Raw genomic sequence first — 26,058 nt, 5'->3', positions numbered from 1 at the left:
GACCGTCGAGTTGAGCACACCATCATGTTGTTGTGGCCTCCTGGTGCTCTGGCATGTGTGTTGCTTGAAAGCTCGGAGGAGGCAAATCATGCGTGTCAGTTCCAGGCAATATCTTGAGGCTTCATCCCAGTTGTCCGGCAATGGCGAGGCGAGCCAGAACGAACTGTTCGCAAAGATCGGCGCACGAAAATGCTTTCGTGACGCGGATGCGAACAAGGATGAGGTCGTTACCCAGGATGAAGTGACCCTGTCCGCCGAAGCCTTTGCGCGCCTCGATGCGTCAAAGGACGGCAAGGTCACTCAGGAGGAAATTGATGCCGCCATGGCGGGGCATGGCAAGGATGTCTATTCTTTCTACGTTTCTCAACGAAGAGCGGCGACATCTCAGGATTTGCTGGCGGGCATTCTGGGGGACTCGACCAAACAGGACGAAAGTTCCGCCGCGGATAAAGCGGCCCAGGAATACATGAAACGTAAGGATGCGAACTCGGACGGAGTGCTGTCCCGACAGGAAACTTCCTTTTCCGCCACCGCGTTCAATGAAACCGACACCAGCGGCAATGGCAGCATCGAGTTGGCGGAAATGCAGGCCGCGCTCAAGGTCCATGACGCCAAGCTTTCCAGCTATTACTCCTCAATCCAGGAAAGCTCGACCCCGTCCACACTGCGGAAAAAAGTCTGACGGAGCGTTCCGGATGCCGATTGGCTGATCAGGCGCAGCCGACAATGGAGTCAGACCTTCCTTTGACTTGCCGGCACCCCTCATCTGTAGATGCATGAAAAGCACTCAGGGTCCCGGCAGCTGCCGGAACCCTGAGCACATGCTTTCATTTCGCAGATCGAGTCGGTCGCAAGACGCGACCGACTCGATCCTTATTATCATCCCGTCTTCGTTCAAATCGGCGGGGCGATGGTGACCACGGTGCGCATGTCCGTGATCGCCCTGATCCCGTGCGGCACGGCAATGTCGCAAACGAGGACGTCGCCGGTTTTTGCCGGCAAGGTCCCGTCCTTGGCCAAGAATTCGCCTTCGCCTTCCAGGATGAGAATGGAAAGCTGACCCTCGATGTCATGGGAATGGATGGGCAATTGCTGTCCAGCCTTGAAGTTGAAGTTCAGGATCTTGAAATAGGGCGATTCGTGGACCAACAGCTTCTTCAGTCCCAGGTCGTTGAACCCGTTGGCTTCGATCAAATTGACTTTTTTCATATGTATCTCCTTGCGGCTATTGCCGGACATAAACACTGTCCGCAGGCAATGTGGAAATTTCGGTTTACCATGTACTTTGTGCGCTATCAGCCCCATGTCAACCTGCATTCGAAAATTGACGTCCGGGAACGGTTTTCCGAAAAGCACGTTTTCTTTGCGCCAACGGCGGCTTCATAGTGTTCAGTGTGCACGTTTTTTTTCGATTTTTCAATGGGTTGGGGATTTGTAACCTTGAGATCATTTTTTGGGGATTGCGGAGTGGGTGGTGCGTAAACTTTGTGGGCCAAATGGAACGCGCCTCAGAAACAGCGTGGAAGACAAGAGGGCCAGATCTTCCTTTGGCTCCAGCCTTAACTTTTGTCTCATAACGGATGCATGCAATTCAACTCAGACATCAAGCCTGCCTCCTAGTTCAAAAATAACGCCAAGGGACTCGTCGAATCTGTTGACGAAACCGTGAGCCTTATGATCATTTTCACGGGAACGCAGGGACACTTGAGACAAGGGAGGTTTGCGGATGCAGGAATTCTTCTTGAATTTGAATCCCGTCATTCAGGCATTGCTGGCCACGCTTTTTACGTGGGGCGTTACTGCAGCAGGGGCTGCCTTGGTGTTCCTTGGCAAAACGCTGAATCAAAAACTGCTTGACTGCATGCTGGGTTTTGCGGCCGGAGTCATGATCGCCGCCAGTTTCTGGTCGCTCCTTGCCCCCGGCATCGAGATAGCCGAGCAGTTGGGTCAGACAGCCTGGCTCACGGCGGTTGTCGGGTTTCTCGGCGGAGGCGTGTTCATGCGCCTTATCGACATTTTCCTGCCGCACATTCATCCGGGCATGTGCACCACGGACGCCGAAGGCGTGAAGACATCCTGGCAGCGCAGTACATTGCTCGTTCTGGCCATCACTCTGCACAACATCCCTGAAGGCTTGGCCGTGGGGGTGGCCTTCGGCGCGGTGGCCGCAGGCTTGCCCTCGGCGACCATCGGTGGCGCGGTGGCCCTGGCGCTGGGTATCGGCATCCAGAACTTCCCCGAGGGCACTGCCGTATCCATGCCACTGCGCCGCGAGGGGCTCAGTCGTTGGAAAAGCTTTCTCATGGGCCAGTACTCCGGCTTGGTCGAACCCGTAGCCGGCGTGTTCGGCGCACTTTTCGTGCTCAGGATGCAGGAGTTGCTGCCGTATGCCCTGTGCTTCGCTGCCGGGGCGATGATCTTTGTCGTTGTCGAAGAACTCATCCCGGAATCGCAACGAAAACCTGAACATATTGACCACGTGACCATGTCGACCATGGGCGGCTTCGCAGTCATGATGATGCTGGATGTGGCGCTGGGGTGACGGCTGATTTTGCAACCGGGGCGAGTGCGGACGGTGAAAACCCGGCATCGCCGGGCAAGGCTGCAGTGCGCGAAGGTTCACGACCGATGTCGTCAACCGTTGAACAGGGAGAATGCCACATGAACGGCAGAAGAGGGGAAAAAATAGGCTGGACCGCAGGTTGGATGGGAGGCTTTATCTGGGTGTTCATCCTGTCGTGCGTCTTTCTTTTTCAGGGCAAGAGTGCGCAGGGGGCGTCCGGGATCGCCTTGACCTGCATTGCCGTAACGTCTGTCGTATTTTTTGCTCCCTGGCGCTTTCCATCGACACCTTACTGGAAGCTGATGCTTCCACCCTACTTCATGTTTTTTCTGTCCATAGCGTGGGCCGTATGGTCATACGGTGGCCTGAAGTCTTCCGGGCTGACCTGGTGGAATCTGTTGTGGTTCCTTCCTCTTTTGTTTCCATTCGGGAGTCTGAGTCGGAGAAGATGGGTCGATTCCAACGCTCCGCAAAACACGGCAGAGGATGCGCACGATCCGCGTTGAGGAGGAGAGGGCAGACTTCAGAACCTGCGGCTTACAGGCTTTTGAAGGAGAGACAGCAGAGTTGATCTTCCTTTGTCTTGCTCGCGTATCGGGTCTTACGTCCCGCAAAAAAATTCTAGCACTCAACATGCGAAAGAACGGCTTCTCGCCCATTCCTTCAGGGCGCAAGTAAAATTCAGGCACGGCAAAGCGTTCGGGCCGTCCTTGGAATTCGGTCACGCGAAGCAGGTCATGTCGTCCGGGAGTGCTTCCCGCTCATCGACTCGATACGGACACGCACGACTCTCGTTGCGGCGAGGGCGCGTTCGGGGATCGGGAAGACGCAGGGGGCCTTGTATTTTGCGGCCAGGGCCTTGAGCGTTTCGATCTTGAGGGTGTCGTCGTCCACCAAGGTGGCGATGCCGGTGCCGCAGACGCTGCGATAGCGGGTTGTCGTGTTTTCCACTCGGATGTCGACGGCGGCGCAGAAGGCCACCCTGGGGTCACGGCCGATGAGGTCGAGCTTGCGGCCTTCGGGTGCGCAGTGGATGAAGATGCTGTCCCCGTACAGGACGAAGTTGAAGGGCAGGACGTAGGGAAATTCCCCGGTGTTGAACGCCACGGAGATGACGTCCGCTTCCTGCAGTATTTCGTGCATGAAGGACGAGTCGATGATTTCGCGATCCTTTCTTCTCATGAGTCTTCCGGGACAAGTGGGTTGAGGGGGGCATCAACCGGCGTACGAATGCGTGTGCCGCACGGCTAGCGCTTCGGTGCTAAGGCACAACCGAGGCAATATCAAATAATAATGGACAGCCGGCGGACAAGGGCCCCCATGCTCAGTCGGTCCGTTCCGAGGACCTTCCCAATAACCTCCACATCATAATTCAGCATTTCCCCGCATGTAATTCTCCGTCCGATGCTGGCAGACTGCCACGAAAACCTTCGAGGCACAGCAGCGGGAGGATCCATGCCCCATCCGACAGCAGACAGTTCGTGGTTCACCTTCGAGTCCCCGTCCAATCAGGATTTTCGCGTCTACGCCTTTACGGGGGCCGAGGAAGTCCACCGGCCCTATGAATTCGACATCGAACTGGTCCTCGATTCCGCGGCCGTTGATTTCGCCGGGCTTCTCGGCCAGTCCGCCTGCCTGTCCATCGCCGACAAAAGCGGCGGCATACGCCATGTCCATGGCGTCATCCGGCACTTCGTTCAGCTGCACACCTCCAATCTCCGCACTCATTACCGCTGCCTGCTCGTCCCGCGCCTGTGGTTCCTTGGCCTGGTCACGGACCACCGCATTTTCCAGAACATGAGTGTGCCGCAGATCATCGAGCAGATTCTGAAGGAGCAGAACTTCACCGGCGATTCCTTCGCCTTCAAGTGCTTCTTCGACTACGCCCCCCGCGAGTACTGCGTGCAGTACGGCGAGACGAGCCTGCATTTCATCTCCCGCCTGTGCGAGGAGGAGGGCGTCTACTTCTATTTCGAGCATTCCGCCGATCGGCACGTGCTGTGCTTCTCGGACCGGGAGGGAGGGCCGCCCATCGGCGGCGAGAGCCGGCTACGCTTCCACCCCGGCGCGGGGACCGAGACGGACACGGCCGTGGTCCGGGAGGTCGAACTGAATCAGACCATCGGCAGCGACGCCTTCACCTTTCGGGAATGGAACTTCGAGAAGACACGCCTGGACCTTCAGGTCGGGCAGTCGGAGACGGATCCGGTCAAGGCCCCGGTCCCCGCCGGCATGACCCTGGAGCGATACCGCTATCCCCATCTTTACCAGGTGCAGAAAGACGGCAAGCGGTACGCGGAAATGGAGTTGCAGCGCCACATGAGCCAAAGCCACCGGGTCGACGTGCGCACCGATGCATCCCGGCTGCTACCCGGCCACGCCTTCGAACTCTTCGGGCACCGCCGCCCGGACCTCAACGCCCGCTGGTGGGTCGTGCGGGTCGAACATCGCGGCGAGCAGCCCCAGGTCCTGGAACACGAGGCCCCGGACCGGGGCATGACCTATGCGGCCACTGCCCGGGCCATCCCGAACACGACGCGCTTCGTGCCCGCCTCGGAACACCCCAGAACCCGCATCCCGGCGACGCAGACGGCCATCGTGACGGGCCCCGCGGGCGAGGAGATCTTCCCGGACCAGTACGGCCGGGTGAAGGTGCAGTTCCACTGGGACCGTCTGGGCAGGCGCGACGAGAACACGAGCTGCTGGATCCGCGTGTCCCAGGGCTGGGCCGGCGGCCAGTACGGCACCATGGCCATCCCCCGGATCGGCCAGGAGGTCGTCGTGTCCTTCCTGGAGGGCGACCCGGACCGGCCCATGGTCACGGGCCGGGTCTACAACTCCGCGAACCCGGTCCCGTACGTTCTGCCCGAACACAAGACGCGCACGGTCTTCAAGTCGTTGTCCTCGCCAGGCGGGGGAGGGTTCAACGAACTGCTGCGGGTGGAGGACAGGAAAGGGCAGGAGGAGATCTACGTCCACGCCGAAAAGGACGTGAACGTGCATGTCAAGAACGACTGGAAGGAGCACATCCTGCGCGACCGGCACCGCACCATCGACCATTTCTCCTATTCGCTGGTCAAGGGCGAGGATCAACAGACCGTGCAGCAGGACCGCAAGGTCGAACTGCTGTCGGACGAACACCTGACGGTCAGGGGCAGCAGTCACACGCGCATCGGGGAGAAGTGGCTGGTGCGGGCCGGGGATGAGGTCCACCTCAAAACCGGGAGGAAGATTGTCATCGAGGCCGGCACGGACCTGACCATCAAGGCAGGGGGGAGCTTCATCAGGCTCGACCCTTCGGGCGTGACCATCGGCGGGGCCAAGGTCAGGATCAACTCCGGCGGCAGTCCGGGCTCTGGTACGGGCGCCAGACCGCTGTTGCCTCTGGATGTGCTGGAGCCCACGGTCGAGGCGTTCAGCCCGGACGACTGTAACGTCTTGCAACAGAAAAATTCCACAGAGTGCGCCAGACAGACCGGTCTGCCCTTTTGCGCGGCGTGCGCTTCATGCCCGGAGGAGAAATGACCGCCCCCGCGATACAGGCCCCTCGGGCCTTCGGATCCATCACGACATCGGAACTCATTGACGTACTCCGCACGACGCGCAGCACCGGGCTGCACGTTGATGTCGTTCTTGCCATCGATTCCGGTCCGGATTTGCTCCATGACTTTTTTTCCCTGAACACCGGGTGTCAGTATCGCCCCATCCTGGCCGAAACCCCTTACGCGAAACTTTTGAGCACGATGCCATACTGGGTGCGACTCGAAGCAGGTAGCGAACTCGAAAGCTACCTCCTGGCCAGCTTTTTGGATTGGGGTTTTCTCGCGATCACCGCTGCAAACGGGGAATTGCATTGCAGGCATTGGCGCAGTCTGTGCGAAGTCGTTCTCCCCTCAGGAGCCAAGTCGTTCTACAGATTCCAGGATTCGACCGCGCTGCGGCGGATGATTCCGATGTACACCGATCAGGAGTTGGGGTGGTTCATGGGACCTGTCGCGCGACTTTTTATTCCAGTCAGCAATGCAGAAGGGGAGCGGCAGTGGTTGGATGTCGGCAATCCGTCCTTGCTCGGCCGCACCGAACGGGAACTGGCTGAAAATTACCGTTTGGCATCGGAGCGGCCGTGGTGGGAGGTGCGCGAAGAGCATCTGACGGACATGGAGCAGGAAAAGCGCGCGGCCCTCATCTATAACCTCTCCAATGTGCTCATGGGTGAGTCTCAATACACTGCGTTGATGGTAGAGAAGCATTATGGATCCGTTGAGTCTGGTATAAAGGCGTATGTAGACGCTGCGATTGGCTACGGTTTGAGCGAGCAGGAACACATCCTGCTCTTCATGCAGATCTGTCTGCTCTTGCCTTTTGGATCCCAGAATGAACCCGAAGTCGCTCAGGCGATGCATGGCGCGGACAAGGACCCGTTCTCTGCGCTGAAGCGCCTTTACGAAATTATACCGGCCCAGACCGCACCATGAATTGGAGAGATGCATCATGTCCAGGCTCAAATGGGTGTTGCTGGCCGCGTTTCTCGTCTTCTTGGCCTTCGTGTTCGACACGCAACTGATCGTTCTGCGCGACGAGGGGACGTTCAATCTGTACTACGACGTACCCAAGGAAATGGAAGGCAAGATGTTCACGTCCGCATACTGGACCAGCGACTCCTTCATGTGTCGGCAGTTAAGCTTTGGGTCAGGAAAATTCGAGCCGCAAGGATATGGGGCATCCGCCCGTAATGTGGAAGAAAAGCCGGGAGTATGGGTTTCTCACATTCCCACCAGGATATGGCACCCGTTCTGCCAGTGGGAACTCGACCTGATGACCATTGGCATGCACGCCAATGCAGAGAAAACAAGCTATCATCAATTGGCATACACCTTCCTTTACGGACCCAGAGATCCGAAGTTGAACGATGAAGTCAATCAAGGAGATCAACGGACTCGAAACAACGAGTCGATTTTGGTTTGCGACGTATCGGAACACAACATAAAAAGAATATATAATGATGGAAATTATACAAATAAATTTTATTCATATGATTGCATAAATCCAAATGAACGAGGAACTAATAATTTTTCAGCAACACCATATGTAGGATTTTTACATAGAGATTCAGGAAAAATTAAAATAACTCATTCTAATATTGAAATAAAATATTTGAGAAAAAATTATTTTGATGAAAGAATGAACAAGAAAAAATCATATGACAAAAAAATAAAATATTTAAACGGAATAATTGAGGGCATACACACAACAATAGGCCTCAAAAAATATTGGTCAATAAACCCTGAGAGCGCACAATACAAAATTCGAATCGGCATTCCAGGGAATAAGCCTGAATCTGAAATTTCAATCCAACTGACTCAAGAACAGCTTGCCTTCCTGGCATCGGAAGATGTGTGGGAGTTACCGGATTTCATTCAGCAGTGAAAATAGAAGGAGAATGCATTATGCAGTTGAGCCCAATTCAATGCTTTCAAAAACGCTGTCTGCGTCTCAAGATCGTCGATTTTGAAAACACGCCCATCACCGACCTTGTTCATCCCGACAGCGGCGAAGAAGTCGGGGACCTGCTGATCAAGGCTTACGACGCGGGAGGCATGCTGTTGAGCGAGCACGTGTACGCCAAAGGCAAGCCGATACTCGACCTGTGCCATGCGGGCCGCGGGTGGATGTACCTGGAATTCAATCCCCTGCCTCGTACCAAACCGCAAGGTTACCCTGACGACGAGGAATGGGACCAATTGACACTGGCTGCGGACATCATCGCCCACAAGGCCTTCAAGGCGTCTTCCCGCAATGGAGTGCGACCGAACCGTCAGATTCTGAGCGAAGAGCACCGCGTCGGATGGACATATCATCGCGTGGCTCACGGAACCCTGAACCTGCCGCGACGACTTGAGCACATCGACGACAGGCTGGAGGAAACCCGGCCCAAGCAGCGTTGCGCCCTGCGCTTCATGATGACCGAAAACGAACGCCGCTGTCCTTCATGCAGCAACCTGCAAACCGGCTACCTGCTGGAACTCGCACCCCTCTTCTGCTGGATTCCCGCACTGGTCACGTCCCAACTGAGCACGAATTGTGGCGATAAAGGATCATTCAGACTCCGGGACGCACAAATTTCGAAACAAAGAGAGTTTGGATGATCCCGTTTCGTCCGAAAACGTCGCGGACAGCACGGCATCGTGTGTTCGGCGGATTCCTGTGACGTGAACGGAGCGGAAATTTCTGTCGTCCTTCACGTGCCGAGACGCGATGAATCGCGTTTGGAGAGGACCCTGCCTTCTGCATTCCGCTCCCCGCGCTCCGGCCCGAATTGTCTGCGCGGCACGCGTGGCCTATCCCTTCTGCGTCAGCAGCACCGAAGCAAGAACCACCCCGGCCGCGGCCAGTTGGAGCACGCTCATGGTTTCGCCCAGGAAAAGGAAGCCGCAGGTCACGGCCACCACGGGGATGAGATTGATGTGGGCCGAGGCCGTGCCGGCCGGCATGCGGGTGATGGCCCAGTTGTAGAGGGAGAAGGCGCCCAGCGTCACGCCCGCGCCCAGGAAAAGCAGGATGAGGACGAGCCGCGTGTCGAAGGTCCCGGCCGGGACGTCCAGCAGGCGCAGGGCTCCGGGGGAGAAGAACAGGCAGCCCGTGACCACCTGCATGACCGTCAGGGTCCAGGCCCCGTAGCGGCGGCCCAGGAAGCGGATGAGGATCATGTTCGCCGCGGCGCAGACCATGGCCCCCAGTTCCAGGCCGTTGCCCAGCAGCGGCGAGGGCGCCGTTTCCGTCGCCTCGCCCGAGAGGCTCAGCACCGCCACGCCCGCCAGGGACAGGAGCAGGGCGAACACCGTGCGCCCGTTCAGGGGCTCACGCAGGGTCATCCATGCGCCGACACCGACCAGCAGCGGCACCGAGGCCGAAATGACGCCGGCCTGGGCCGAGGTGGTCAGACCCAGGGCCGCCGATTCGAACCAGAAGTACAGGCACGGTTGCAGGACGACGGCCGGCAGCAGCAGCTTCCAGTCACCGCGACGGTACATGGAGAGGTCGATGCTGCGGTGCAGGGGCAAGATGCAGACCAAGGCGACGACCATGCGCAGCCACATGACGCTCCAGGGGTGCAGGTCCGCTAGGGCGGTGCGCATGGCCGAGAAGGATGCGCCCCAGAGCAGGACTGCGCCGAGCACGGCCAGGCGCGGGGCCAGGCCCACGGAAAGTGTGTCGATGGCGTCAGGTGCGGCGACGGATTCGGATTTCATGAAAGTCTCCCGTATCAGAGTGAAGTCGAAGGGGCATGGGCGATGCGCGCGGCATAGTGCCCAGGCGTGACCCCGGTGTAGAACTTGAACGTGTTGGTGAGGTGGGGTTGGCCCGCAAAACCCGCCAGCTGCGCCACCTCGGACAGCGGCGTGCCGCGTCGGACCAGGCTTCTGGCCAGTTCAACCCGGCGCTGGGTGCGGAAGACGTGGGGCGGCACGCCCGTCTGGCGCTTGAAGGTGCGCAGGAAATGGTACTGGCTGACCCCCAGGGCGGACGCCATGTCCCGGATGGTGACCTTGCGGTCCAGGTCCGCGGCCAGCAGTTCCCTTGCCCGGTGGACAAAGGTCCGATCATGGCCGTCGCGATCCCTCGGCACCCCGCCGTGGGCCCGCAGCACGTTCCCGAGGGTCCGCACCAGGGCCGACTCGGTCTGCAAATCGTCCTCGCTTCCGAGGCTCGTCACGAGCTGGCGCAGGGATTCGCACACGTCCGGCCGGTCGCTGATCAGGGCCGTGAACTCCGGAGCCGCCTGGGGCCTTCGGCTGACATCCTCGGCCATGGTCCGGACCAGATCGAGGCCCAGATAGAACATGGTGTAGGAAAAAACGCCGTCTCGGGCCGGACCGCCGGCATGGACCTGGCCGGGGTTGATCAGGCAAGCTTGGCCCTGCCGCACGGTGGCGTCGTCCCTGCCCGGACCCAGGCAATGGCACGTCCCGCGGTGCATCAGCCCCACGGAATACAGGTCGTCGTGGAAATGCCGCGGGAAGACGTGCCTGCTGCGGTAAGCCCGGCAGATCTCGATGCCGGGTATGCTGGCGATGAATTCGATGGAAGGGGCGTCCATGGCCGGGATCAATAGACCATGGAGGGGCGGGCCGTCTTGGAAAAAATTGCGCTGCGGTGCCGCAGACTCAAAGTCGGGACAAATCGAGTCGAAACGCGTGCAGAAAGTCACCGGGCGAAAGAACGGGCATCTCTGCGCATACCTTTGCCGGGAAGTGGGCCAGGTTCCCGGTTATCAGGCACGCGGCATCAGCGGCCAGAGCGACTTCCAAGAACGCCTCGTCGTCGGGGTCTGGGAGAGAAGCTGAGAGTGGAGACGGAGCAACGTACAGGCCGCGATGTCCCAGCTGGTCCAGAAGCGATGCGATTTTGTCCGGATTGAATCGGAATTTTGGTCGCAACAGCACTTCCCGGTATTCGGAAAGGATGCGTGCATCGAGGGCAAGCCGCAATTTTCCGGCAGACGCCAAGCGCACGATGTCCCCACATGGGCCGAAAGGGGACAGGAGCCCTGCGACCAGCACATTCGTGTCGATGACGATGATCATCGGCTGCGCGTCATTCGAACGGCTTTGATTTCGGCCTGGATCTCATCCATGGAGATACGGTCATCGCCGTGCTCAAGGGCACGCTTCTGAAGTTCCGCCACTGCCTCGACCGCACGCGCCGTGCGGAAAGCCGAAAGGGCTTCCACTAGGTTGGATTCGTTGACCGCTGCAAGAATCGCGACCGGGCGTCCATTGCTGGTAATGACCATCTCCCTTTCGTCAGGAAGTTCCTTCCAGATGCGTGCGGATTTTTCGCGAAAGTCGCGGACGCTGACAAATTTCATCCGATCCTCCATTTGTGACACAAAATGTGTACACAAATGTCTCTCAGAGTCAATGGATGCGGATAACCGGAGGCTCGTATTTGGCCAACAGTCCGGTCCTGACTGTTTCAATTTTTGGGGATGCCTCATGAGCGATTCCTCACTTCTTCGCAATGGAAACAAATCGCACCACAGATAAAGCAACGAGGGTCGGCACGACCTAACGGGTGAACAGTATGAGATTCCTGAACAAAATTCAGTTGCGGAATCAATAAGGACACAGTCCACCTTATCGACATGATGACTGCGTATCCTCCGGGAGGATTGGCTGGCATGGCTCGCGAAGTTCCGGTTAATGACTTGACGAGGTTCTGTTGATTCAATATTTGAACAATCTTTCAAATGTTGAATATCAGTCCTGTGAGGCAAGCATGAATGAGATCTGTGAAGTCCGGTGCATCCACCCGGCCAATGTCGCCCGGGCACATCTGGGGCGGACGGAGGCGCGGGAGCTGGAAGAGGCTGCGGCGCTGCTGGGGGCCATGGCCGACCCGACCAGAGTCAAGATCCTCGACGCCCTGCGCATGGGGGAGCTGTGCGTGTGCGACCTGGCGGCCGTGCTGCAGATGACCGTCTCCGCCGTCTCGCATCAGCTTCGGCTGCTGAGGGCCGCTCGGCTGGTGCGGGGCAGGAAGGACGGCAAGGTGGTCTTCTACACGCTGGACGACGATCACGTGGAGAGGATTCTCGACACGGCCCTGGAACATTGCCGGGAAAGGGGGGCACAATGAGCGGGTTTCTCCAGGTCTGCTGGGACATCCTGGTCGACTCGTCGGTCTGGATGCTTTTCGGCTTCTTCATGGCAGGACTGCTGCGGGCATTCGTGCCGGCGGACATCGTGGCCCGACACCTCGGCCGCGGCCGCTCCGGCAACGTTTTCAAGGCGGCTCTCTTCGGCGTGCCCCTGCCGCTGTGCAGCTGCGGCGTCATTCCGGCCGCGGCCGGCCTGCGGCGGATGGGCGCCAGCAGGGGCGCGACAGCCTCCTTCCTCATCTCCACGCCCGAGACCGGCGTCGACTCCATGGCCGTGAGCTGGGCATTGCTGGACCCGCTCATGACCATCATGCGGCCCCTTTCGGCCTTCGTCACGGCCATGGCCGCCGGCCTTTTCATCGACGCCGCGGACAAGGGGGACGAACCGGGCAGAGCCCCGGCCGAGAGCGATCTGCCCCTGGCTCCGGCCTGTTCCTCCGGGTGCTGCTCCTGCTCGGGCGCGACGAAGCCCACGCCGGCGGGGATCGCCCGGCCCTCGGGGGCTCCGGGGCCCGAACCGGGCGATCCTTTTGCCGCGCCCGGAAACGGGGGGGCGAAGCATGTCGCGGCTGCGTCCAGTCAGAGCGGGGCGGCGGTAGCGGAGCACGCCCAGGCAGGCGCTGCGACCGCGTCCAGTTGGCGGCGTTTCCTGGATGGCCAACGCTTCGCCTTTGACGACCTCATGGGCGACATCGCCCCGTGGTTCGGCCTGGGCATCGTTCTGGCAGGGCTCATCACCCTCTACCTGCCCGAGAACCTGGGAGCCATGCTGCCGGGGGGCGGGGCCATGCTGGCCATGCTCCTCATCTCCATGCCGATGTACGTCTGCGCCACTGCCAGCACCCCCATCGCCGCGGCCCTGGCCCTCAAGGGCTTCTCGCCAGGGGCGCTTCTCGTCTTCCTCCTGGCCGGGCCAGCCACCAACGCGGCCACGGTCCTCATGGTCGGCAAGCTTCTGGGGCGCAGGTCCGCTGTCATCTACGTCACGACCATCGCCGTCGTGACCATGGCCTGCGCCGTGGCCGCCGACGCCGTGTACGCGGCCCTGGGTTTCCACATCCACTCCTGGCTCGGTGAATCAGGAGCGGAGGAGGGCGGTCCCCTCTCCGTTGCCGCCGCCCTGCTCATGCTCGCGGTCCTTGTCCGTGCGATGGCGCGTTTGGCGGTCAGGCGGTTCGGGCCGCATACGAACTGAGTTCCCCGGCACCAACGTTCCCGACCAAACTCCCGCACACGCGGGCGACCATCGATCCGGATGTGGCCAATCGGGTCAGTCAATGCCGAATCTGCACCACATCATGAAAAAATCCCCCGGCCGCATCGCGCAACCGGGGGATTTTTTTTGATATGCGTGAAGCTTCGGCTATTTCTGCAGCTCGCCGATGAGCGACAACCCTTCCTCTTCCAGCTCCACCAGGTCGTTGTAGACCTCGCGCTTGCGGATGAGCACGTGCTTGTCGCCCTCGACCATGATCTCCGCGGCCCTGGGGCGGGAGTTGTACTGCGAGGACATGACGAAGCCGTAGGCGCCGGCCGAGAAGGCGGCCAGCAGGTCGCCCTGGGCTACCTTGGGGAAGGTGCGGTTCTTGGCCAGGAAGTCGCCCGATTCGCAGATGGGCCCGACCACATCGGCCGTCATCTGCTCGCCGTTGCCTTCCTTGACGGGCGCGATGCGGTGGTAGGAGCCGTAGAGCGACGGGCGCACCAGGTCGTTCATGGCCGCGTCCACGATGACGAAGGTCTTGTCCTCGTTGGTCTTGGTGTACTGGACTTCGGCCACCAGGATGCCCGTGTTGCCGGCGATGACGCGGCCGGGTTCGAGGATGAGGGTCACGTCCATGCCCTTCAGGGACTCGACCAGGGCCCGGCCCAGATCCTCGGGGTGGGGCGGCTCCTCCTCGTTGTAGGTGATGCCGAGGCCTCCGCCCAGGTCCAAATACTTGATCTTGATGCCCATCTCCAGCAGCTGCCCGTGGAAGGCCTTGAGGCGGTCCAGGGCTTCCAGGAAGGGGGAGAGCTTGGTCAGCTGGGAGCCGATGTGGCAGTCCATGCCGACGGGATCGACGTTGGGCAGGCTCTTGGCCAGGGCGTAGGTCTCCAGGGCGTCGGGTCGGGACAGGCCGAACTTGTTTTCCTTGAGGCCAGTGGAGATGTAGGGGTGGGTCTTGGGGTCCACGTCGGGGTTGATGCGCAGGCTGATGCGCGCAACCTTGTCCAGATCGGCGGCGATGGCGTTGATGCGCTCCAGTTCCTGCCGCGACTCGACGTTGAACATGAGGATGTCGGCCAGCAACGCCTCCTGGATCTCCACGGCCTTCTTGCCCACGCCCGAATAGACGATCTTGTTGCGGGGCACCCCGGCGCGCAGGGCGCGAAAAAGCTCGCCGCCGGACACGATGTCCGTGCCCGCGCCTTCCTTGGCCAGGATCTTCAGCAGACTCAGGTTGGAGTTGGCCTTGACCGAATAGCACGTCAGGTGGTCGATGCCCTCGAAGGCCGAGTCAAAGGCCTTGAAATGGCGTTTGAGCGTCGTGGCCGAATAGATGTAGAGGGGCGTGCCGTATTCCCGCACCAGATCGGCTACGGGGATGTCTTCGGCATGAAGGTGTCCATCCTTGTATTGAAAGTAATGCATGAGGTTTCCTCTCAGGGTCAGGGGGTCGAGGGTTCGAGGGTGATGATCTCCGACAGGGCCGGTTGGATGATGTGGTAGGTGTTGTCCGCCTTCAGGCGGATGCGCAGGGTCTTGCCCGGCAGGGGCTCGCAGATGGTGAAGATGAAGCTGTTCTCCTTGCGGTACAGGCCCGAGCTGTAGGGGAAGAACTTCTGGGTGTAGGACGGCGTGAAGGGGCAGGTGGGGCAGCCTTCCTGCTCGATCTCCACCAGGAAATATTCGAGGTTGGCCAGGCGGCCGCCGAGCTTGGCGTTGATCAGGATGCAGCCCTGGTCGTAGCGCGCCTCCATGTGGTTGATCTGAATCAGTTCCTCGCTGGCCACGGGCTGGGGCCATTCCTTCTTGCCGCAGGCCGCGGCCGACAGGAGGAGGATGCACAGCAGCAGACGTTTCATGAGTTTCCTGCCATAGCCTTCCACTGGTGGAGCAGGGTCAGTGCGTCCAGGGGGGAAAGCTCGTTGACGTTCAGGGACTGAAGGGCCGCGAGCACGGGATGCATGCCTGCCGCCTCCTCCCGGGGTTGGGCCGCCTTGGCCAGACCAGGCAGGCCCACCTGGCGGCTGATGACCTCGCGCCGCTTGGCGCCGCCTGGGGCGTGGCGCTCCAGGGCCGTCAGGATTTCCTTGGCCCGGGCCACCACGGGGGCCGGCACGCCGGCCAGGCGGGCGACCTCGATGCCGTAGCTGCGGTCGGCCGGGCCGGGCACCATGCGACGCAGAAAGACGATGTCGCCCTTCCATTCCTTGATGGCGATATTGTAATTGCGCACGCCGGGCAACCTTTCTTCCAGGACCGTCAGCTCGTGGTAGTGCGTGGCGAAAAGGGTGCGGATGCCGCCCTGGCGCCGGGCCAGCTCTTCGGCCACGGCCCAGGCCAGGGACAGACCGTCGAAGGTGCTCGTGCCCCGGCCGATCTCGTCGAGGATGACCAGGGAGCGCTTGCCGGCCTGGCGCAGGATGCGCGCCGTCTCGGTCATCTCGACCATGAAGGTCGACTGGCCCATGGCCAGGTTGTCCGAGGCGCCCACGCGCGAGAAGATGCGGTCGCACAGGCCCAGACGGGCCGAGGCCGCCGGCACGAAGGAGCCCATCTGCGCCAGGATGCAGATGAGCGCCGCCTGGCGCAGCACCGTGGACTTGCCGGCCATGTTCGGGCCCGTGATGAGGAGCACGCGGCCGTCGTCGCCCATGGCCAGGTCGTTGGGGATGTAGTTCGAGCGGCCCTGCACGGCCTCGACCACGGGGTGGCGTCCGGCCCGGATGGCGATCTCCAGGCCCTCGTGCAGCTCGGGCCTGCGCCATTCCCATTTGCGTGCGGCGTGGGCCAGGCCCTGGGCGAAATCCAGCTCGGCCAGGATGCGGGCCATGGACATGAAGCGGGCGCGGTGCCCGGCCACCTCGTCGCGCAGGGCCAGAAAGAGCTCGTACTCGCGGGCCTTGCGCCGGTCCGAAGCGCTCATGAGCCGGTCCTCCAGGACCTTGAGCTCCTCGGTGATGTAGCGCTCGGCGTTGACCAGGGTCTGGCGGCGGATGAAGTGGGCCGGCGGTTCGGCTGCCCCGGCGGCGCGGCTCAGCTCGAAGTAGTAGCCGAAGACCTTGGTGAAGCCGAGCTTGAGCTTGGGCAGGGCGCAGGCCGCGCGCTCGCGTTCGAGCATGGCCGTCAGGGCCGCCTCGCCGTGGTCCGTCAGCTCCATGAGCTCGTCCAGGGCCCGGTCGTAGCCCTGGCGGAAGAGCCCGCCCTCGGTGATGACCGGCGGCAGGGAGTCGGCCAGGGCGCGGGACAGCAGGCCGTGCACGTCGTCAAGGTCGTCCCAGTCGCGCAGCAGCCGGGCCAGCAGGGGCGGCACGGAATCCAGGCGCTCCAGGTCGCGCCGCATGCGCGGCAGCTCGGCCAGGGAGGCGCACAGGGCGCCGAAATCCTTGGGCGTGGAGCGGTTGACCACGATGCGCGTGCACAGGCGTTCCAGGTCGTAGACCTTGTCCAGGGCGCGGCGCAGGCCCTCGCGGGCGTCGTCGCCGTCGGCCAGGAAGGCGACCAGCTCCTGCACGGGCAGGATGGCGGACAGGTCCTTGAAGGGCTGGTGCAGCCGCGTGGCCAGGAGGCGTCCGCCCATGGGCGTCTGGGTCTGGTCCAGGACGTTCCACAGGGTGCCCCGGCCCTTGCCGCCGTCCATGGTCCGGAAGAGTTCAAGGTTGCGTTCCGTGACCTCGTCCAGGAGCAGGGTCGTCGAGAGGTCCAGGGGCGCGAAGGGGGAGAGGTGCCCGAGGTCGCGCTTCTGGGTCAGCTCCAGGTAGGTCAGGAGCGCCCCGCAGCAGCGCGTCAGGGCCGGCTTGTCGTCCAGGTCCAGAGAGGACAGGGTGGCCACGCCCTGGGCGCGCACGATCTTGTCCTCGGCCCCTCGGCCGTCGAAATAGGATTTCTCGGGGAAGCGCGATATCCGCGGCCGCCACTGCTCCAGATCCTTGGGCAGCTGCTGGGCGTCGGTCAGGAGCAGCTCGCGCGGGTTCATCTTGACGAGCCACTGCCAGAGCACGGCTTCGCTCTTGGTCTGCAGGCCCGACCAGGCGCCCGTGGAGAAATCGACCCAGGCCAGGCCCCCGCCCAGTTCGGCGTCCCAGAACAGGGCCCCCAGGAAGTTGTGTCCCTTGGCGTCGAGGTTGATGTCCTCGACCACGGTGCCGGGCGTGAGTACGCGGGTCACTTCGCGGCGCACCAGGCCCTTGGCCTGCTTGGGGTCCTCGACCTGGTCGCACAGGGCCACCTTGTAGCCCTTGTCCAGAAGCTGGCGCAGGTACTCGTCGATGGCGTGGTGGGGCATGCCGCACATGGGCACGGGGTTCTCGGCCCCGGGGTTGCGGCTGGTCAGGGCGATCTGCAGCTCGCGGGCCGCCACCTCGGCGTCCTCGAAGAAAAGCTCGAAGAAGTCGCCCATGCGGAAAAAGACGAGGGTGTCCGGATGCTCCTCCTTGACCCGCAGGTACTGCTCCATCATAGGCGTCAACTTGACCGTGCTCATGACGCCTCGTCGCTCAGGAGCTGCCGCAGGGTGATGGAGTGCCAGGACATGCACTTGGGGCAGCAGAAGAAGATCTGGCCGCGTTTGAGGCCGCAGCGGCCGCAAACGAAGCGCTTGGCCTCGCGCGCGCGGCGCAGCAGGAAGTCGAGCTGCAGGGTGAAGACCTGCGTCATCCGCTGCTCGGGCAGGGACATGGTCAAAAGCTCCAGCCGCGAGGGCCAGAAGGCCGGGTTCAGCAGCAGCGCTTTCTCCTGCCAGGTCTTGGCTTCCTCTACCCGGCCGTGGGCGCGCAGCAGGCAGCCCGCGCTGTGGAGGGAGGACAGTTCCGGGGGGTGGCGGTCAAAGACGGCCAGCAGGGCGTCCAGGGAGGAGGCCGGGAGGATCGCCCTGGCGGGTTCGGCCGGGTCCTCGTAGTCGAGCAAGGGATCGAGGAGCACGAAGCCCAAGTGCGGCCCGACGGCACCGAGCCCCTGGTCGAGGTGCGTGACGACCTCGTCCCAGTCCTCCCGGCGGATACGGTGCATGATCCCTTCCAGCCACGCTTCCGGCGATGCGGGGTACACGTCGCGGGCCTCGGCGATGAGGCCCGGGTCGGCGGGTTCCTGGGCAGTGGCGGCACGGACCAGATAGTGGGCGGCCTGGGGGGCGTGCCCCATCTTCCGGTACTGGCGGCTGGCTGCCAGGAAGTCGCCGCCCTTGGAGTGCAGCAGGGCCAGCTCCAGTTCGAGGGCGGGGTGGTCGCCGCCGATCTCGCGGCACTGGCGCAGGGCCTCGTGGGCCCGGTCGAGGATGCCGGCGCGGGAATAATCGCGGCCGAGTTCGAACCAGATACGGGCCTGGTCCTCGCGCCCGAGGTCGGGACGGGCCAGGAGGGAGCTGCGCATCTGGATGGCCCGGTCCAGCTCCCCGCGCATGCGGTAGAGGTTGCCCAGGGCCGAACAGGTCTCCACGGCGCCGTGGTGGTTCTTCATGGCGCGCGACAGGTCGTCGATGGCGGCCAGGGCGTCCTGGGCCGGGTTGGGCGGCACGGGGAGGAAGAGGTCCGTGTGGTCGTCGCGCAGTCCCAGCAGGGACTTGAGCCATTGCATGGTGGTCTCCTAGGTCAGATGCCGGGCGTACCACTGGCCGGCCCGAGCCAGCCCTTCGCGCACGCCGTAGGCCGGGTCGTAGCCGAGCAGGGCGCGGCTGCGGGAGATGTCCGCCAGGGAGTGGCGCACGTCCCCGGCGCGGAAGTCCCGGTACGAGGGCGCCATGTCGGCGCATCCGGGATTGAATTTCACGGCCTCGTCGCGGATGAGGGCGAAGAGATCGTTCAGGGAGGTGCGCTGGCCGTAGGCCACGTTGAAGACCTTGCCCGGCACCTCGGGGTTGCGTGCGCATGCTGCCAGGATATTGGCCTGGACGCAATTGTCGATGAAGCAGAAGTCCCGGCTGGTCTCGCCGTCGCCGTTGATCCAGACCGTCTCCCCGCGCAGGAGCCCCGCGAACCACTTGGGGATGACGGCGGCGTAGGCGCCCTCGGGGTCCTGGCGTTTGCCGAAGACGTTGAAATAGCGCAGGCCCGCGCTGTCCAGTCCGTAGGTTCGCAGAAAGACGTCGGCGTAGAGTTCGTTGACGTACTTGGTCACGGCGTAGGGCGACAGGGGCTTGCCGATGACGTCCTCGACCTTGGGCAGGCCCGGGTGGTCGCCGTAGGTGGAGCTGGAGGCGGCGTAGACGAAGCGCCTGACCCCGCAGTCCCGGGCGGCCACGAGCATGTTCAGGAAGCCCGTGATGTTGTTCGCGTTGGTCAGTAGCGGGTCGGTGATGGAACGGGGCACCGAGCCCAAGGCCGCCTGGTGCAGGACGAACTCCGCGCCGGTGCAGGCTTCCACGCAGGTCTGCGGGTCGCGGATGTCGCCCTCGATCATGCGAAAGCGCGCCCACTGCGCGGGCGTGACGGAGCCCCGGACCTCGTCGAGGTTGTGGCGGTGGCCCGTGGAGAAATTGTCGAGCCCCGTGACCTCCTGGTCGTGAGCCAGCAGGGTCTCCAGCAAATTGGAGCCTATGAAGCCGGCCACGCCCGTGACGAGCCAGCGGCGGCGTGTTTCAAGTAATGTGTGCATCTGTGTCCCCCGGTGCAGGAAAAAAATTGCGTCCCGAAGGGTGGCCTTGGGGACGCACTGTGGCAGGTCTTGCGACGGAGAGATCAGTTCTGGATGTTCTCGGTCGATTCCGCCGTGGTGTACGGCTCTTCCACGGTCTTGGGGCGCAGGGAGGCGGCTTCGCGCTCCAGGGCGTCGACCTGCTTTTTCAGCTGGCGGGCCTGCTTGGACAGGCGCACGCGTTCCAGGAAGAAGTACAGGGTGCACAGCAGGGCGCCAACCACGAAGGCCATGAGGATGACCAGATAGAAGGGTACGGCTTCGGTCGTGTAGTGAAGGCCGAAAACCTTGAGCTCCAGCGCCAGTTCCTGGACCAGAATGTCGTGGTTCTGGACGAAGAACAGCATGGAGAAGAAGAAGAGAGCCACCAGGCCCAACACTTTGAGATAACGCATCCGAGGTACCTCTACCGTTGAAGGTTGTCGAAATATGGTTTCAGGCGCTCGTACGTCGAGCGCAGGTGCTCGGGAAGAACGCTCGTTTCGGACATGACGGCCATGAAGGAGTGGTCTCCGTTCCAGCGGGGGACGAGGTGCACATGCAGGTGCTCCCTGATCCCGGCGCCGGCGGCCTCGCCGATGTTCACGCCGATGTTCAGGCCGTGCGGCTTGAAGGCCTGATGTAGGATAAAAGCGCACTTTTGTACATAGTCCATGACTTCGTGGCTTTCCTCGGCGGTCAGCTCCGTGATGTTGCTGACGTGCCTGAAGGGCGTGACCATGAGATGCCCGTTGGAGTACGGGAAGATGTTCATGATCACGAAACAGTGCTCGGCGCGGTGCAGCACGCAGCGCTTTTCGTCCTCGTGCGTGCCTTCGGGCAGGCAGAAGACGCAGGTGTCGGGCTTGGGGCCCAGGATGTAGTCGATGCGCCAGGGCGCGTGGATTGTCTTCATGGCTACAGGATCTGGCTGAGGAACTTCTGGGTGCGCGGATGTTCCGGGTTGGTGAAGAAGTGCTCGGGCGTGCCCGTCTCGACGATCTGGCCGTGGTCCATGAAGATGACGCGGTCGGCCACCTCGCGGGCGAAGCCCATCTCGTGGGTGACCACGACCATGGTCATGCCCTCGCGGGCCAGGGTGACCATGACGTCCAGGACTTCGCCGATCATCTCGGGGTCCAGGGCCGAGGTGGGCTCGTCGAAGAGCATGATCTTGGGGTTCATGGCCAGGGCGCGGGCGATGGCCACGCGCTGCTGCTGCCCGCCCGAGAGCATGGACGGGTAGACCTCCGCCTTGTCCTTGATGCCGACCTTGTCCAGGAGGGCCAGAGCCCGCTTCTTGGCTTCCAGCTCCGGCACCTTCTTGAGCTTCATGGGCGCCATGGTCAGGTTGCCCATGACCGTCTTGTGCGGGAAGAGGTTGAAGCTCTGGAAGACCATGCCCAGTTCCTGGCGGATCAGGTTGATGTCGCTGCCCGCGGCGCTCACGTCCTTGCCGTCGACGACGATGCTGCCGCTGTCGATGGTCTCCAGGCGGTTGATGGAGCGCAGCAGCGTGGACTTGCCCGAGCCGCTGGGGCCGATGATGACGACCTTCTCGCCCTGGTTGATGGACAGGCTGACGTCGTTTAAGGCCTGCAGCTGGCCGAAGAACTTGTAGACGTTCTTGATGTCGATGATTGGCCTAATCCCGTTCATAATAGTTCAACCTCTGCTCCATTTTGCTGACGCCCTTGGACAGGAAGAGCGTGATGACCAGGTAGACCAGGGCCACCATGGTGTAGGCCTCGAAATACAGGAAGGATTCGCTGGCGAACTCGCGCCCGCGCCGCATGAGGTCGGCCACGGCCAGCACGGACACCAGGGAGCTGTCCTTCAGCAAGGCGATGAACTCGTTGCCCACGGGCGGCAGGATGGTCCGCCAGGCCTGGGGCAGGATGACGTACATCATGGTCTGGGCGCGGTTGAAGCCCAGGGAACGCGACGCCTCGGACTGCCCCTTGTCGATGGAGTCGATGCCGGCGCGGAAGACCTCGCCCATGTAGGCCCCGTAGCAGATGCCCATGGCGGCCACGGCCGCGGCCATGGGCGGCAGGTCCTTGAAGAATTCCAGGCGGCCCAGGGCGTAGTAGATGTAGAAAAGCTGCACCAGGAGCGGGATGCCGCGGATGATCTCGACGTAGGTGGACGCGATCAGGTTGACGACCTTGTTCCGGGACAGGCGCCCCAGTCCGGTGATGAGCCCCAGGACCAGGGACAGGAGGATGGACAGGATGGTGACCTGGAAGGTCACGTACACGCCGTCGGGCAGAAATTTGAGCACCCTCCAGTAGGGTTCGGGCTGGGTCACGCAGAGGTAGACGATGACGGCGATGGCGCCGAAGAAGGTCATCCACCAGGCCGTGAACAGCCCTGCGTCTTTCTTGACGGGAATGGCGGCGCCGTCGCCGATGTCGATCTTGACGGCTTTCTTGTGGAAATGTTGGTTCATGACAGGCCTTGTCGGGGTCGGGTGAAAAAAATGGCGAACCGGGAATTCCCCGGTTCGCCATGGCTCATGCTATTTGGATCCGAACCATTTGGCGTAGATCTTGTCGTACTCGCCGTTCGCCTTGATGGCGGCCAGGCCCTTGTTGATCAGGTCGGCGATCTCCTTGTTGCCCTTGTTCACGGCGAAGCCCAGGTATTCGGGCTTTTCGGGGGCGATGAGGAAGGCCAGGGTCAGCTTCTGGGAGTACTGCTCATGCTGCAGGGCGTAGTTGGAGGCCACGGCGTCGTCGGCGATGACGGCGTCCAGGCGGCCGTTGTAGAGGTCTTCCACGGCCAGGCCGATCTCGTCGTAGGACTTGGCGGTGGCGCCTTCGATCTTCTTGCACACGAAGTAGCCGGTGGTGCCCATCTGGGAGGCGATGGTCTTGCCCTTCAGGTCTTCAACGGACTTGATGCCCGCGTCCTTGGCGGTCACGACGCCCTGCTTCACTTCAAAGTAGGGGTCCGTGAAGTCCATGGTCTGCTTGCGTTCGTCGGTGATGGACACCGAGGAGGCGATGGCGTCGTACTTGCCGGAGGCCAGACCCGCGAAGATGCCGTCCCAGGCGGTGTTCTTCAGGACGGGATTGAAGCCGGCGGCCTTGCCGATAGCGGCCACGATTTCGGGACCGAAGCCGACGATGTTCTTGTTGGCGTCGACCATTTCCATGGGCGGGTAGGTCGCGTCCACCGCGAAGACGACATCCTTGGCCAGGGCGTTACCGGCCATCAGGAAAAGAGCCAGCAGAGCAAGAGCGATCCGAGTGCGCATACGTCCTCCAAACCAGGTTGATGATTTCCGTAAAAAGAGTCCCACGGACCAAAACGACAAAAAATTGTTAAAGAATTGCCACCCTCCGGTCAAGAAAGTGCTGCGGCGTCGCGCGCTTCCCCGGCCAGAGAATTGGCTAGGCGCTGCGCCAGGGCCAGCTGCTCCTCGCGCGTCGCGACTTCGGCGTTGAGCACCGCGCGCTTCACGGCGCGCAGGATGGTGGAGTAGTGGGGGCCCGGCGGCAGGCCCAGGGCGGCGATGTCCCGGCCGGAAACCGCGACCTGCACGTCCTGAAGGTGGGTCAGGTACTGGGACACGGCCTTGCGCAGCTCTTCCTTGCGCTGTCGGGCCATGGTGTAGAGCAGCCCCTCCAGGGAGAGCGGGGAGAGGATCTCGTACAGGTCCGCAGGGCGTCCGCGGTCCCTGGCCCACTGGGCCAGTTGCATGGCCGTGAAGCGCAGTTGCCGTCGCGTGGACTCGACCAGCTCCACGCGCCGGGGCGGGAACTGCAGGCGCGCCGTGAGGGCCAGGACCTGGTGGGCGTCGAAACCCGAGACCAGCCCGAGGAAATACACGATCCAGATGTCCGGAGCCTCGCGGCGAAACAGGAGCTTGTACCAGGTGATGACCTTCTCGATCTCCTCCAGCAGGGCTTCCTTGGTCTGGGGGAAGTGGAGCAGGGGGCTGATCTCCTGCAGCAGGCCCAGGTCGCGCATGCGCACCAGGGCGTCCACGGGCGCGCTGTCCTCGGCCAGGAGCCGCAGTTCGTGGCGGATGCGCGCCCCCGAGAGGCGTTGAAATATATTGAGCCGTACGGCGTTCTTGATGAGCCGCTCGGTCTGGCTACCGATCTTGAACTGGAAGCGCTGCTCGAAGCGGATGGCGCGGATGATGCGCGTGGGGTCCTCGACGAAGGACAGGGAGTGCAGGACGCGGATGATGCCGTCCTTGATGTCCTGCTGACCGCCGAAGAAGTCCACCAGTCGGCCGAAGGTCGGCGGGCAGAGGTGCACGGCCAGGGTGTTGATGGAGAAGTCGCGGCGGTAGAGGTCCATCTTCAGGGACGATAGCTCGACGATGGGCAGGGCGGCCGGGTATTCGTAGTATTCCAGGCGGGCCGTGGCCACGTCGATCTTCTGGCCCGATGGCAGGATGAGCACGGCCGTGCGGAACTTGAGGTGCGGCCGCACCCGGGCCTGGAGCCGTTCGCCCAGGGCGTGGGCGAAGGCCACGCCGTCGCCCTCCACCACCAGATCGATGTCGTCGTTGGGGATGCCAAGCAGCATGTCGCGCACGAAGCCGCCCACGGCGTAGACCTCCACGCCCATGTCCTGGGCCGTCTGCCCGGCCAGCTGCAGCAGCGCGACGGTGGCTCGCGGCAGCCGTTCGGACAGCACGTGGCGGATGCTCTTCTCCTGGCGCTTGTCCGAGAGGAGGGACTCGGGGATGCGGGCCGGCTCCTGGACCATCAAATTGATGAGGTCGGTGCGCGTGATGACCCCGACCATGGCGTGATCGCGCAGGACCGGCACCAGGCGCTGACGACGTCCGAGGATGATCTCCATGACCTGGTAGAGGTCCTGATCCTCGGACACGGCCTGGAAGTCCTCGAGCATGTACTCCGTGACGCGTTCGGAACCCAGGCCGTGCCCCACGGCCTTCTCCGCCAGGCTGCCCTCGATGATGCCGCAGACCTGGTCCCCGAACTCGACCACGGGCAGGGCCTTGAGGCCGTAGCGGGTCATGACCTCCGCGGCCTGGGCCACGGTCTGCGCGGCCTCGATGCGCACCACGGGCGCGGACATGAAATCCCTGACCACGAGCTGCGGATTGATGTGGGAGTAGAGTAGGGCGAAAAGTTCATCCCTTACCTGAGATATCGTGCGATCCTTGATGGAGGCTGACGCGGCGTAGGCGTGGCCGCCGCCGCCGAAGGAGGCGCAGACGAAGCCGACGTCCACTTCCGGCGCCTTGCTGCGGGCCACGAGCTGGATGCGGTCGCCCATGCGGCCGATGGCGAAGAGGACGCGGATGTTCTCCATGTCCATGAGCTTGTGGGTCAGCAGGGCGAAGTCACCGACATAAGACTCCAGGGAGACCTCGGTCAGCACGATGTCCACGCCGTTGATGGTGTGGGTCGCGGCCGACTCGATGAGTTCCGAGAGGATGGCAACCTGTTCCGTGGACAGCTCGCGGCTCATGATGTCGCGAATGACGTCGAGGTCCATGCCCATGGTCCTAAGCCAGGCCGCGGCCTCGAAGTCGTGCTCCGTGGTGGACTTGAAGGTGAAGCCGCCCGTGTCCTCGAAGATCCCGAGGCCCAGGATGGTGGCTTCGTCGGCGTCCACGGTCAGGCCTTTGGCCTTGAGCATGTCGACGATGATGGACGTGGTCGCGCCCCAGGGCAGGTACACGTCCACGACGCCGCGCAGGCCGTCGTCGTCGGGCGGGTGGTGATCGTAGATGTGGATCTCCAGGCCAGGCACGGCGAAGAGGGGTTCCACGTGGGCCAGGCGCGAGCGCTGGCGGGTGTCCACCACGACGAGCATGCGGACCAGGGCCGGGTCGATGTCCTTGAGCGTCGTGAAATTGAAGAGGTACATGGCGCTCTGGATGAAGTAATCCTTGAGGGAGCTCTCCTGGGTGCCCGGGAAGACCAGGGCCGCGCCGGGGTATAGCTTGCTCACGGCGATCATGGCGGCCAGGGCGTCGAAGTCGGCGTTGGCGTGGCAGGTGATGACCGTTGTCGGATGACTCAT

Annotated in this window: 26 protein-coding genes; 9 read left to right on the top strand and 17 right to left on the bottom strand. The window is 62.3% G+C overall.

Annotated elements, in window-relative coordinates; genetic code table 11:
* The first annotated feature begins 88 nt into the window (after window positions 1-88).
* Window positions 89-682: an EF-hand domain-containing protein gene (locus ACYQ3G_RS11015; protein WP_459825828.1), complete on the top strand. Its 594-nt coding sequence runs from the start codon at window positions 89-91 to the stop codon at window positions 680-682.
* A 212-nt stretch (window positions 683-894) separates the two neighbouring features.
* On the opposite strand, the gene ACYQ3G_RS11010 is transcribed toward ACYQ3G_RS11015, so the two are convergent.
* The gene (locus tag ACYQ3G_RS11010) at window positions 895-1,209 is read right to left on the bottom strand and encodes a cupin domain-containing protein (RefSeq protein ID WP_459825827.1); all 315 of its coding nucleotides are present in this window, start codon (window positions 1,207-1,209) and stop codon (window positions 895-897) included.
* Window positions 1,210-1,726: 517 nt separating this feature from the next.
* Here ACYQ3G_RS11010 and ACYQ3G_RS11005 point away from each other — a divergent pair.
* Together ACYQ3G_RS11005 and ACYQ3G_RS11000 are read left to right on the top strand one after the other, a co-directional pair.
* Window positions 1,727-2,542: a ZIP family metal transporter gene (locus ACYQ3G_RS11005; RefSeq protein WP_459825826.1), complete on the top strand. Its 816-nt coding sequence runs from the start codon at window positions 1,727-1,729 to the stop codon at window positions 2,540-2,542.
* 119 nt (window positions 2,543-2,661) lie between these two features.
* The gene (locus ACYQ3G_RS11000) at window positions 2,662-3,069 is read left to right on the top strand and encodes a hypothetical protein (RefSeq protein WP_459825825.1); all 408 of its coding nucleotides are present in this window, start codon (window positions 2,662-2,664) and stop codon (window positions 3,067-3,069) included.
* Window positions 3,070-3,298: 229 nt separating this feature from the next.
* Here ACYQ3G_RS11000 and ACYQ3G_RS10995 read toward each other — a convergent pair whose 3' ends face one another.
* The gene (locus ACYQ3G_RS10995) at window positions 3,299-3,745 is read right to left on the bottom strand and encodes a pyridoxamine 5'-phosphate oxidase family protein (RefSeq protein ID WP_459825824.1); all 447 of its coding nucleotides are present in this window, start codon (window positions 3,743-3,745) and stop codon (window positions 3,299-3,301) included.
* Window positions 3,746-4,018: 273 nt separating this feature from the next.
* Between ACYQ3G_RS10995 and ACYQ3G_RS10990 the strand changes: the two genes are divergently transcribed.
* Genes ACYQ3G_RS10990 through ACYQ3G_RS10975 form a run of 4 tightly spaced genes read left to right on the top strand, consistent with a single transcriptional unit; the run spans window position 4,019 to window position 8,709 of the window.
* Window positions 4,019-6,088 carry a type VI secretion system Vgr family protein gene (locus ACYQ3G_RS10990; protein ID WP_459825823.1) on the top strand — a complete coding sequence of 690 codons (2,070 nt, stop codon included), beginning with the start codon at window positions 4,019-4,021 and terminating at the stop codon, window positions 6,086-6,088.
* Window positions 6,085-7,038: a DUF4123 domain-containing protein gene (locus ACYQ3G_RS10985; protein ID WP_459825822.1), complete on the top strand. Its 954-nt coding sequence runs from the start codon at window positions 6,085-6,087 to the stop codon at window positions 7,036-7,038. The genes ACYQ3G_RS10990 and ACYQ3G_RS10985 overlap by 4 nt, the downstream gene beginning before the upstream one ends.
* A gap of 16 nt (window positions 7,039-7,054) precedes the next feature.
* On the top strand, window positions 7,055-7,990 hold the full coding sequence (locus ACYQ3G_RS10980) for a hypothetical protein (protein WP_459825821.1): 936 nt from the start codon (window positions 7,055-7,057) through the stop codon (window positions 7,988-7,990).
* 20 nt (window positions 7,991-8,010) lie between these two features.
* The gene (locus ACYQ3G_RS10975) at window positions 8,011-8,709 is read left to right on the top strand and encodes a hypothetical protein (RefSeq protein WP_459825820.1); all 699 of its coding nucleotides are present in this window, start codon (window positions 8,011-8,013) and stop codon (window positions 8,707-8,709) included.
* 192 nt (window positions 8,710-8,901) lie between these two features.
* Here the strand turns inward: ACYQ3G_RS10975 and ACYQ3G_RS10970 are convergent, their stop codons facing one another.
* The 4 genes from ACYQ3G_RS10970 to ACYQ3G_RS10955 form a co-directional block, all read right to left on the bottom strand.
* A complete protein-coding gene (locus ACYQ3G_RS10970) occupies window positions 8,902-9,813 on the bottom strand; it encodes a DMT family transporter (protein WP_459825819.1) in 912 nt (303 codons plus the stop codon).
* A 14-nt stretch (window positions 9,814-9,827) separates the two neighbouring features.
* A complete protein-coding gene (locus ACYQ3G_RS10965) occupies window positions 9,828-10,661 on the bottom strand; it encodes a helix-turn-helix domain-containing protein (protein WP_459825818.1) in 834 nt (277 codons plus the stop codon).
* A 67-nt stretch (window positions 10,662-10,728) separates the two neighbouring features.
* On the bottom strand, window positions 10,729-11,148 hold the full coding sequence (locus ACYQ3G_RS10960) for a putative toxin-antitoxin system toxin component, PIN family (protein ID WP_459825817.1): 420 nt from the start codon (window positions 11,146-11,148) through the stop codon (window positions 10,729-10,731).
* Complete coding sequence (locus tag ACYQ3G_RS10955) at window positions 11,145-11,432, bottom strand: type II toxin-antitoxin system Phd/YefM family antitoxin (protein ID WP_459825816.1); 288 nt, start codon at window positions 11,430-11,432, stop codon at window positions 11,145-11,147. The genes ACYQ3G_RS10960 and ACYQ3G_RS10955 overlap by 4 nt, the downstream gene beginning before the upstream one ends.
* Window positions 11,433-11,842: 410 nt before the next feature.
* Here ACYQ3G_RS10955 and ACYQ3G_RS10950 point away from each other — a divergent pair, with 410 nt between their 5' ends.
* Window positions 11,843-12,202, top strand: a complete 360-nt coding sequence (locus ACYQ3G_RS10950; RefSeq protein WP_459825815.1) for an ArsR/SmtB family transcription factor — start codon at window positions 11,843-11,845, stop codon at window positions 12,200-12,202.
* Entirely contained in the window at window positions 12,199-13,419 is a 1,221-nt protein-coding gene (locus ACYQ3G_RS10945) for an SO_0444 family Cu/Zn efflux transporter (protein ID WP_459825814.1), read from the top strand. Before ACYQ3G_RS10950 ends, ACYQ3G_RS10945 begins: the two co-directional genes overlap by 4 nt.
* Before the next feature lie 168 nt (window positions 13,420-13,587).
* On the opposite strand, the gene lysA is transcribed toward ACYQ3G_RS10945, so the two are convergent.
* The 11 genes from lysA to ACYQ3G_RS10890 form a co-directional block, all read right to left on the bottom strand.
* A complete protein-coding gene (gene lysA, locus ACYQ3G_RS10940; RefSeq protein ID WP_459825813.1) occupies window positions 13,588-14,859 on the bottom strand; it encodes a diaminopimelate decarboxylase in 1,272 nt (423 codons plus the stop codon).
* Between the two features lie 17 nt (window positions 14,860-14,876).
* Window positions 14,877-15,293, bottom strand: a complete 417-nt coding sequence (locus ACYQ3G_RS10935; RefSeq protein ID WP_459825812.1) for a hypothetical protein — start codon at window positions 15,291-15,293, stop codon at window positions 14,877-14,879.
* Window positions 15,290-17,914 carry a DNA mismatch repair protein MutS gene (mutS, locus tag ACYQ3G_RS10930; protein ID WP_459825811.1) on the bottom strand — a complete coding sequence of 875 codons (2,625 nt, stop codon included), beginning with the start codon at window positions 17,912-17,914 and terminating at the stop codon, window positions 15,290-15,292. Before mutS ends, ACYQ3G_RS10935 begins: the two co-directional genes overlap by 4 nt.
* On the bottom strand, window positions 17,911-19,002 hold the full coding sequence (locus ACYQ3G_RS10925) for a tetratricopeptide repeat protein (RefSeq protein WP_459825809.1): 1,092 nt from the start codon (window positions 19,000-19,002) through the stop codon (window positions 17,911-17,913). The genes mutS and ACYQ3G_RS10925 overlap by 4 nt, the downstream gene beginning before the upstream one ends.
* 9 nt (window positions 19,003-19,011) lie before the next feature.
* A complete protein-coding gene (locus ACYQ3G_RS10920; protein ID WP_459825807.1) occupies window positions 19,012-20,019 on the bottom strand; it encodes an SDR family oxidoreductase in 1,008 nt (335 codons plus the stop codon).
* An 83-nt stretch (window positions 20,020-20,102) separates the two neighbouring features.
* Window positions 20,103-20,453, bottom strand: coding sequence for a LapA family protein (locus tag ACYQ3G_RS10915; RefSeq protein ID WP_028577722.1), 351 nt, complete (start codon window positions 20,451-20,453; stop codon window positions 20,103-20,105).
* Window positions 20,454-20,464: 11 nt separating this feature from the next.
* Complete coding sequence (locus ACYQ3G_RS10910; RefSeq protein WP_459825804.1) at window positions 20,465-20,953, bottom strand: HIT family protein; 489 nt, start codon at window positions 20,951-20,953, stop codon at window positions 20,465-20,467.
* Window positions 20,954-20,955: 2 nt separating this feature from the next.
* The gene (locus ACYQ3G_RS10905) at window positions 20,956-21,696 is read right to left on the bottom strand and encodes an amino acid ABC transporter ATP-binding protein (protein WP_459825802.1); all 741 of its coding nucleotides are present in this window, start codon (window positions 21,694-21,696) and stop codon (window positions 20,956-20,958) included.
* On the bottom strand, window positions 21,683-22,489 hold the full coding sequence (locus ACYQ3G_RS10900; protein ID WP_459825800.1) for an amino acid ABC transporter permease: 807 nt from the start codon (window positions 22,487-22,489) through the stop codon (window positions 21,683-21,685). The genes ACYQ3G_RS10905 and ACYQ3G_RS10900 overlap by 14 nt, the downstream gene beginning before the upstream one ends.
* 69 nt (window positions 22,490-22,558) lie before the next feature.
* Window positions 22,559-23,299 (bottom strand): basic amino acid ABC transporter substrate-binding protein, encoded by a 741-nt coding sequence (locus ACYQ3G_RS10895; RefSeq protein ID WP_459825798.1) that lies wholly within the window; start codon window positions 23,297-23,299, stop codon window positions 22,559-22,561.
* An 89-nt stretch (window positions 23,300-23,388) separates the two neighbouring features.
* A complete protein-coding gene (locus tag ACYQ3G_RS10890; protein WP_459825796.1) occupies window positions 23,389-26,058 on the bottom strand; it encodes a CBS domain-containing protein in 2,670 nt (889 codons plus the stop codon).

It is taken from the genome of Desulfomicrobium salsuginis (genome assembly GCF_054657795.1).
Note: the sequence above shows the minus strand (reverse complement) of the source record. Positions and strands in the feature narration are given on the sequence as shown.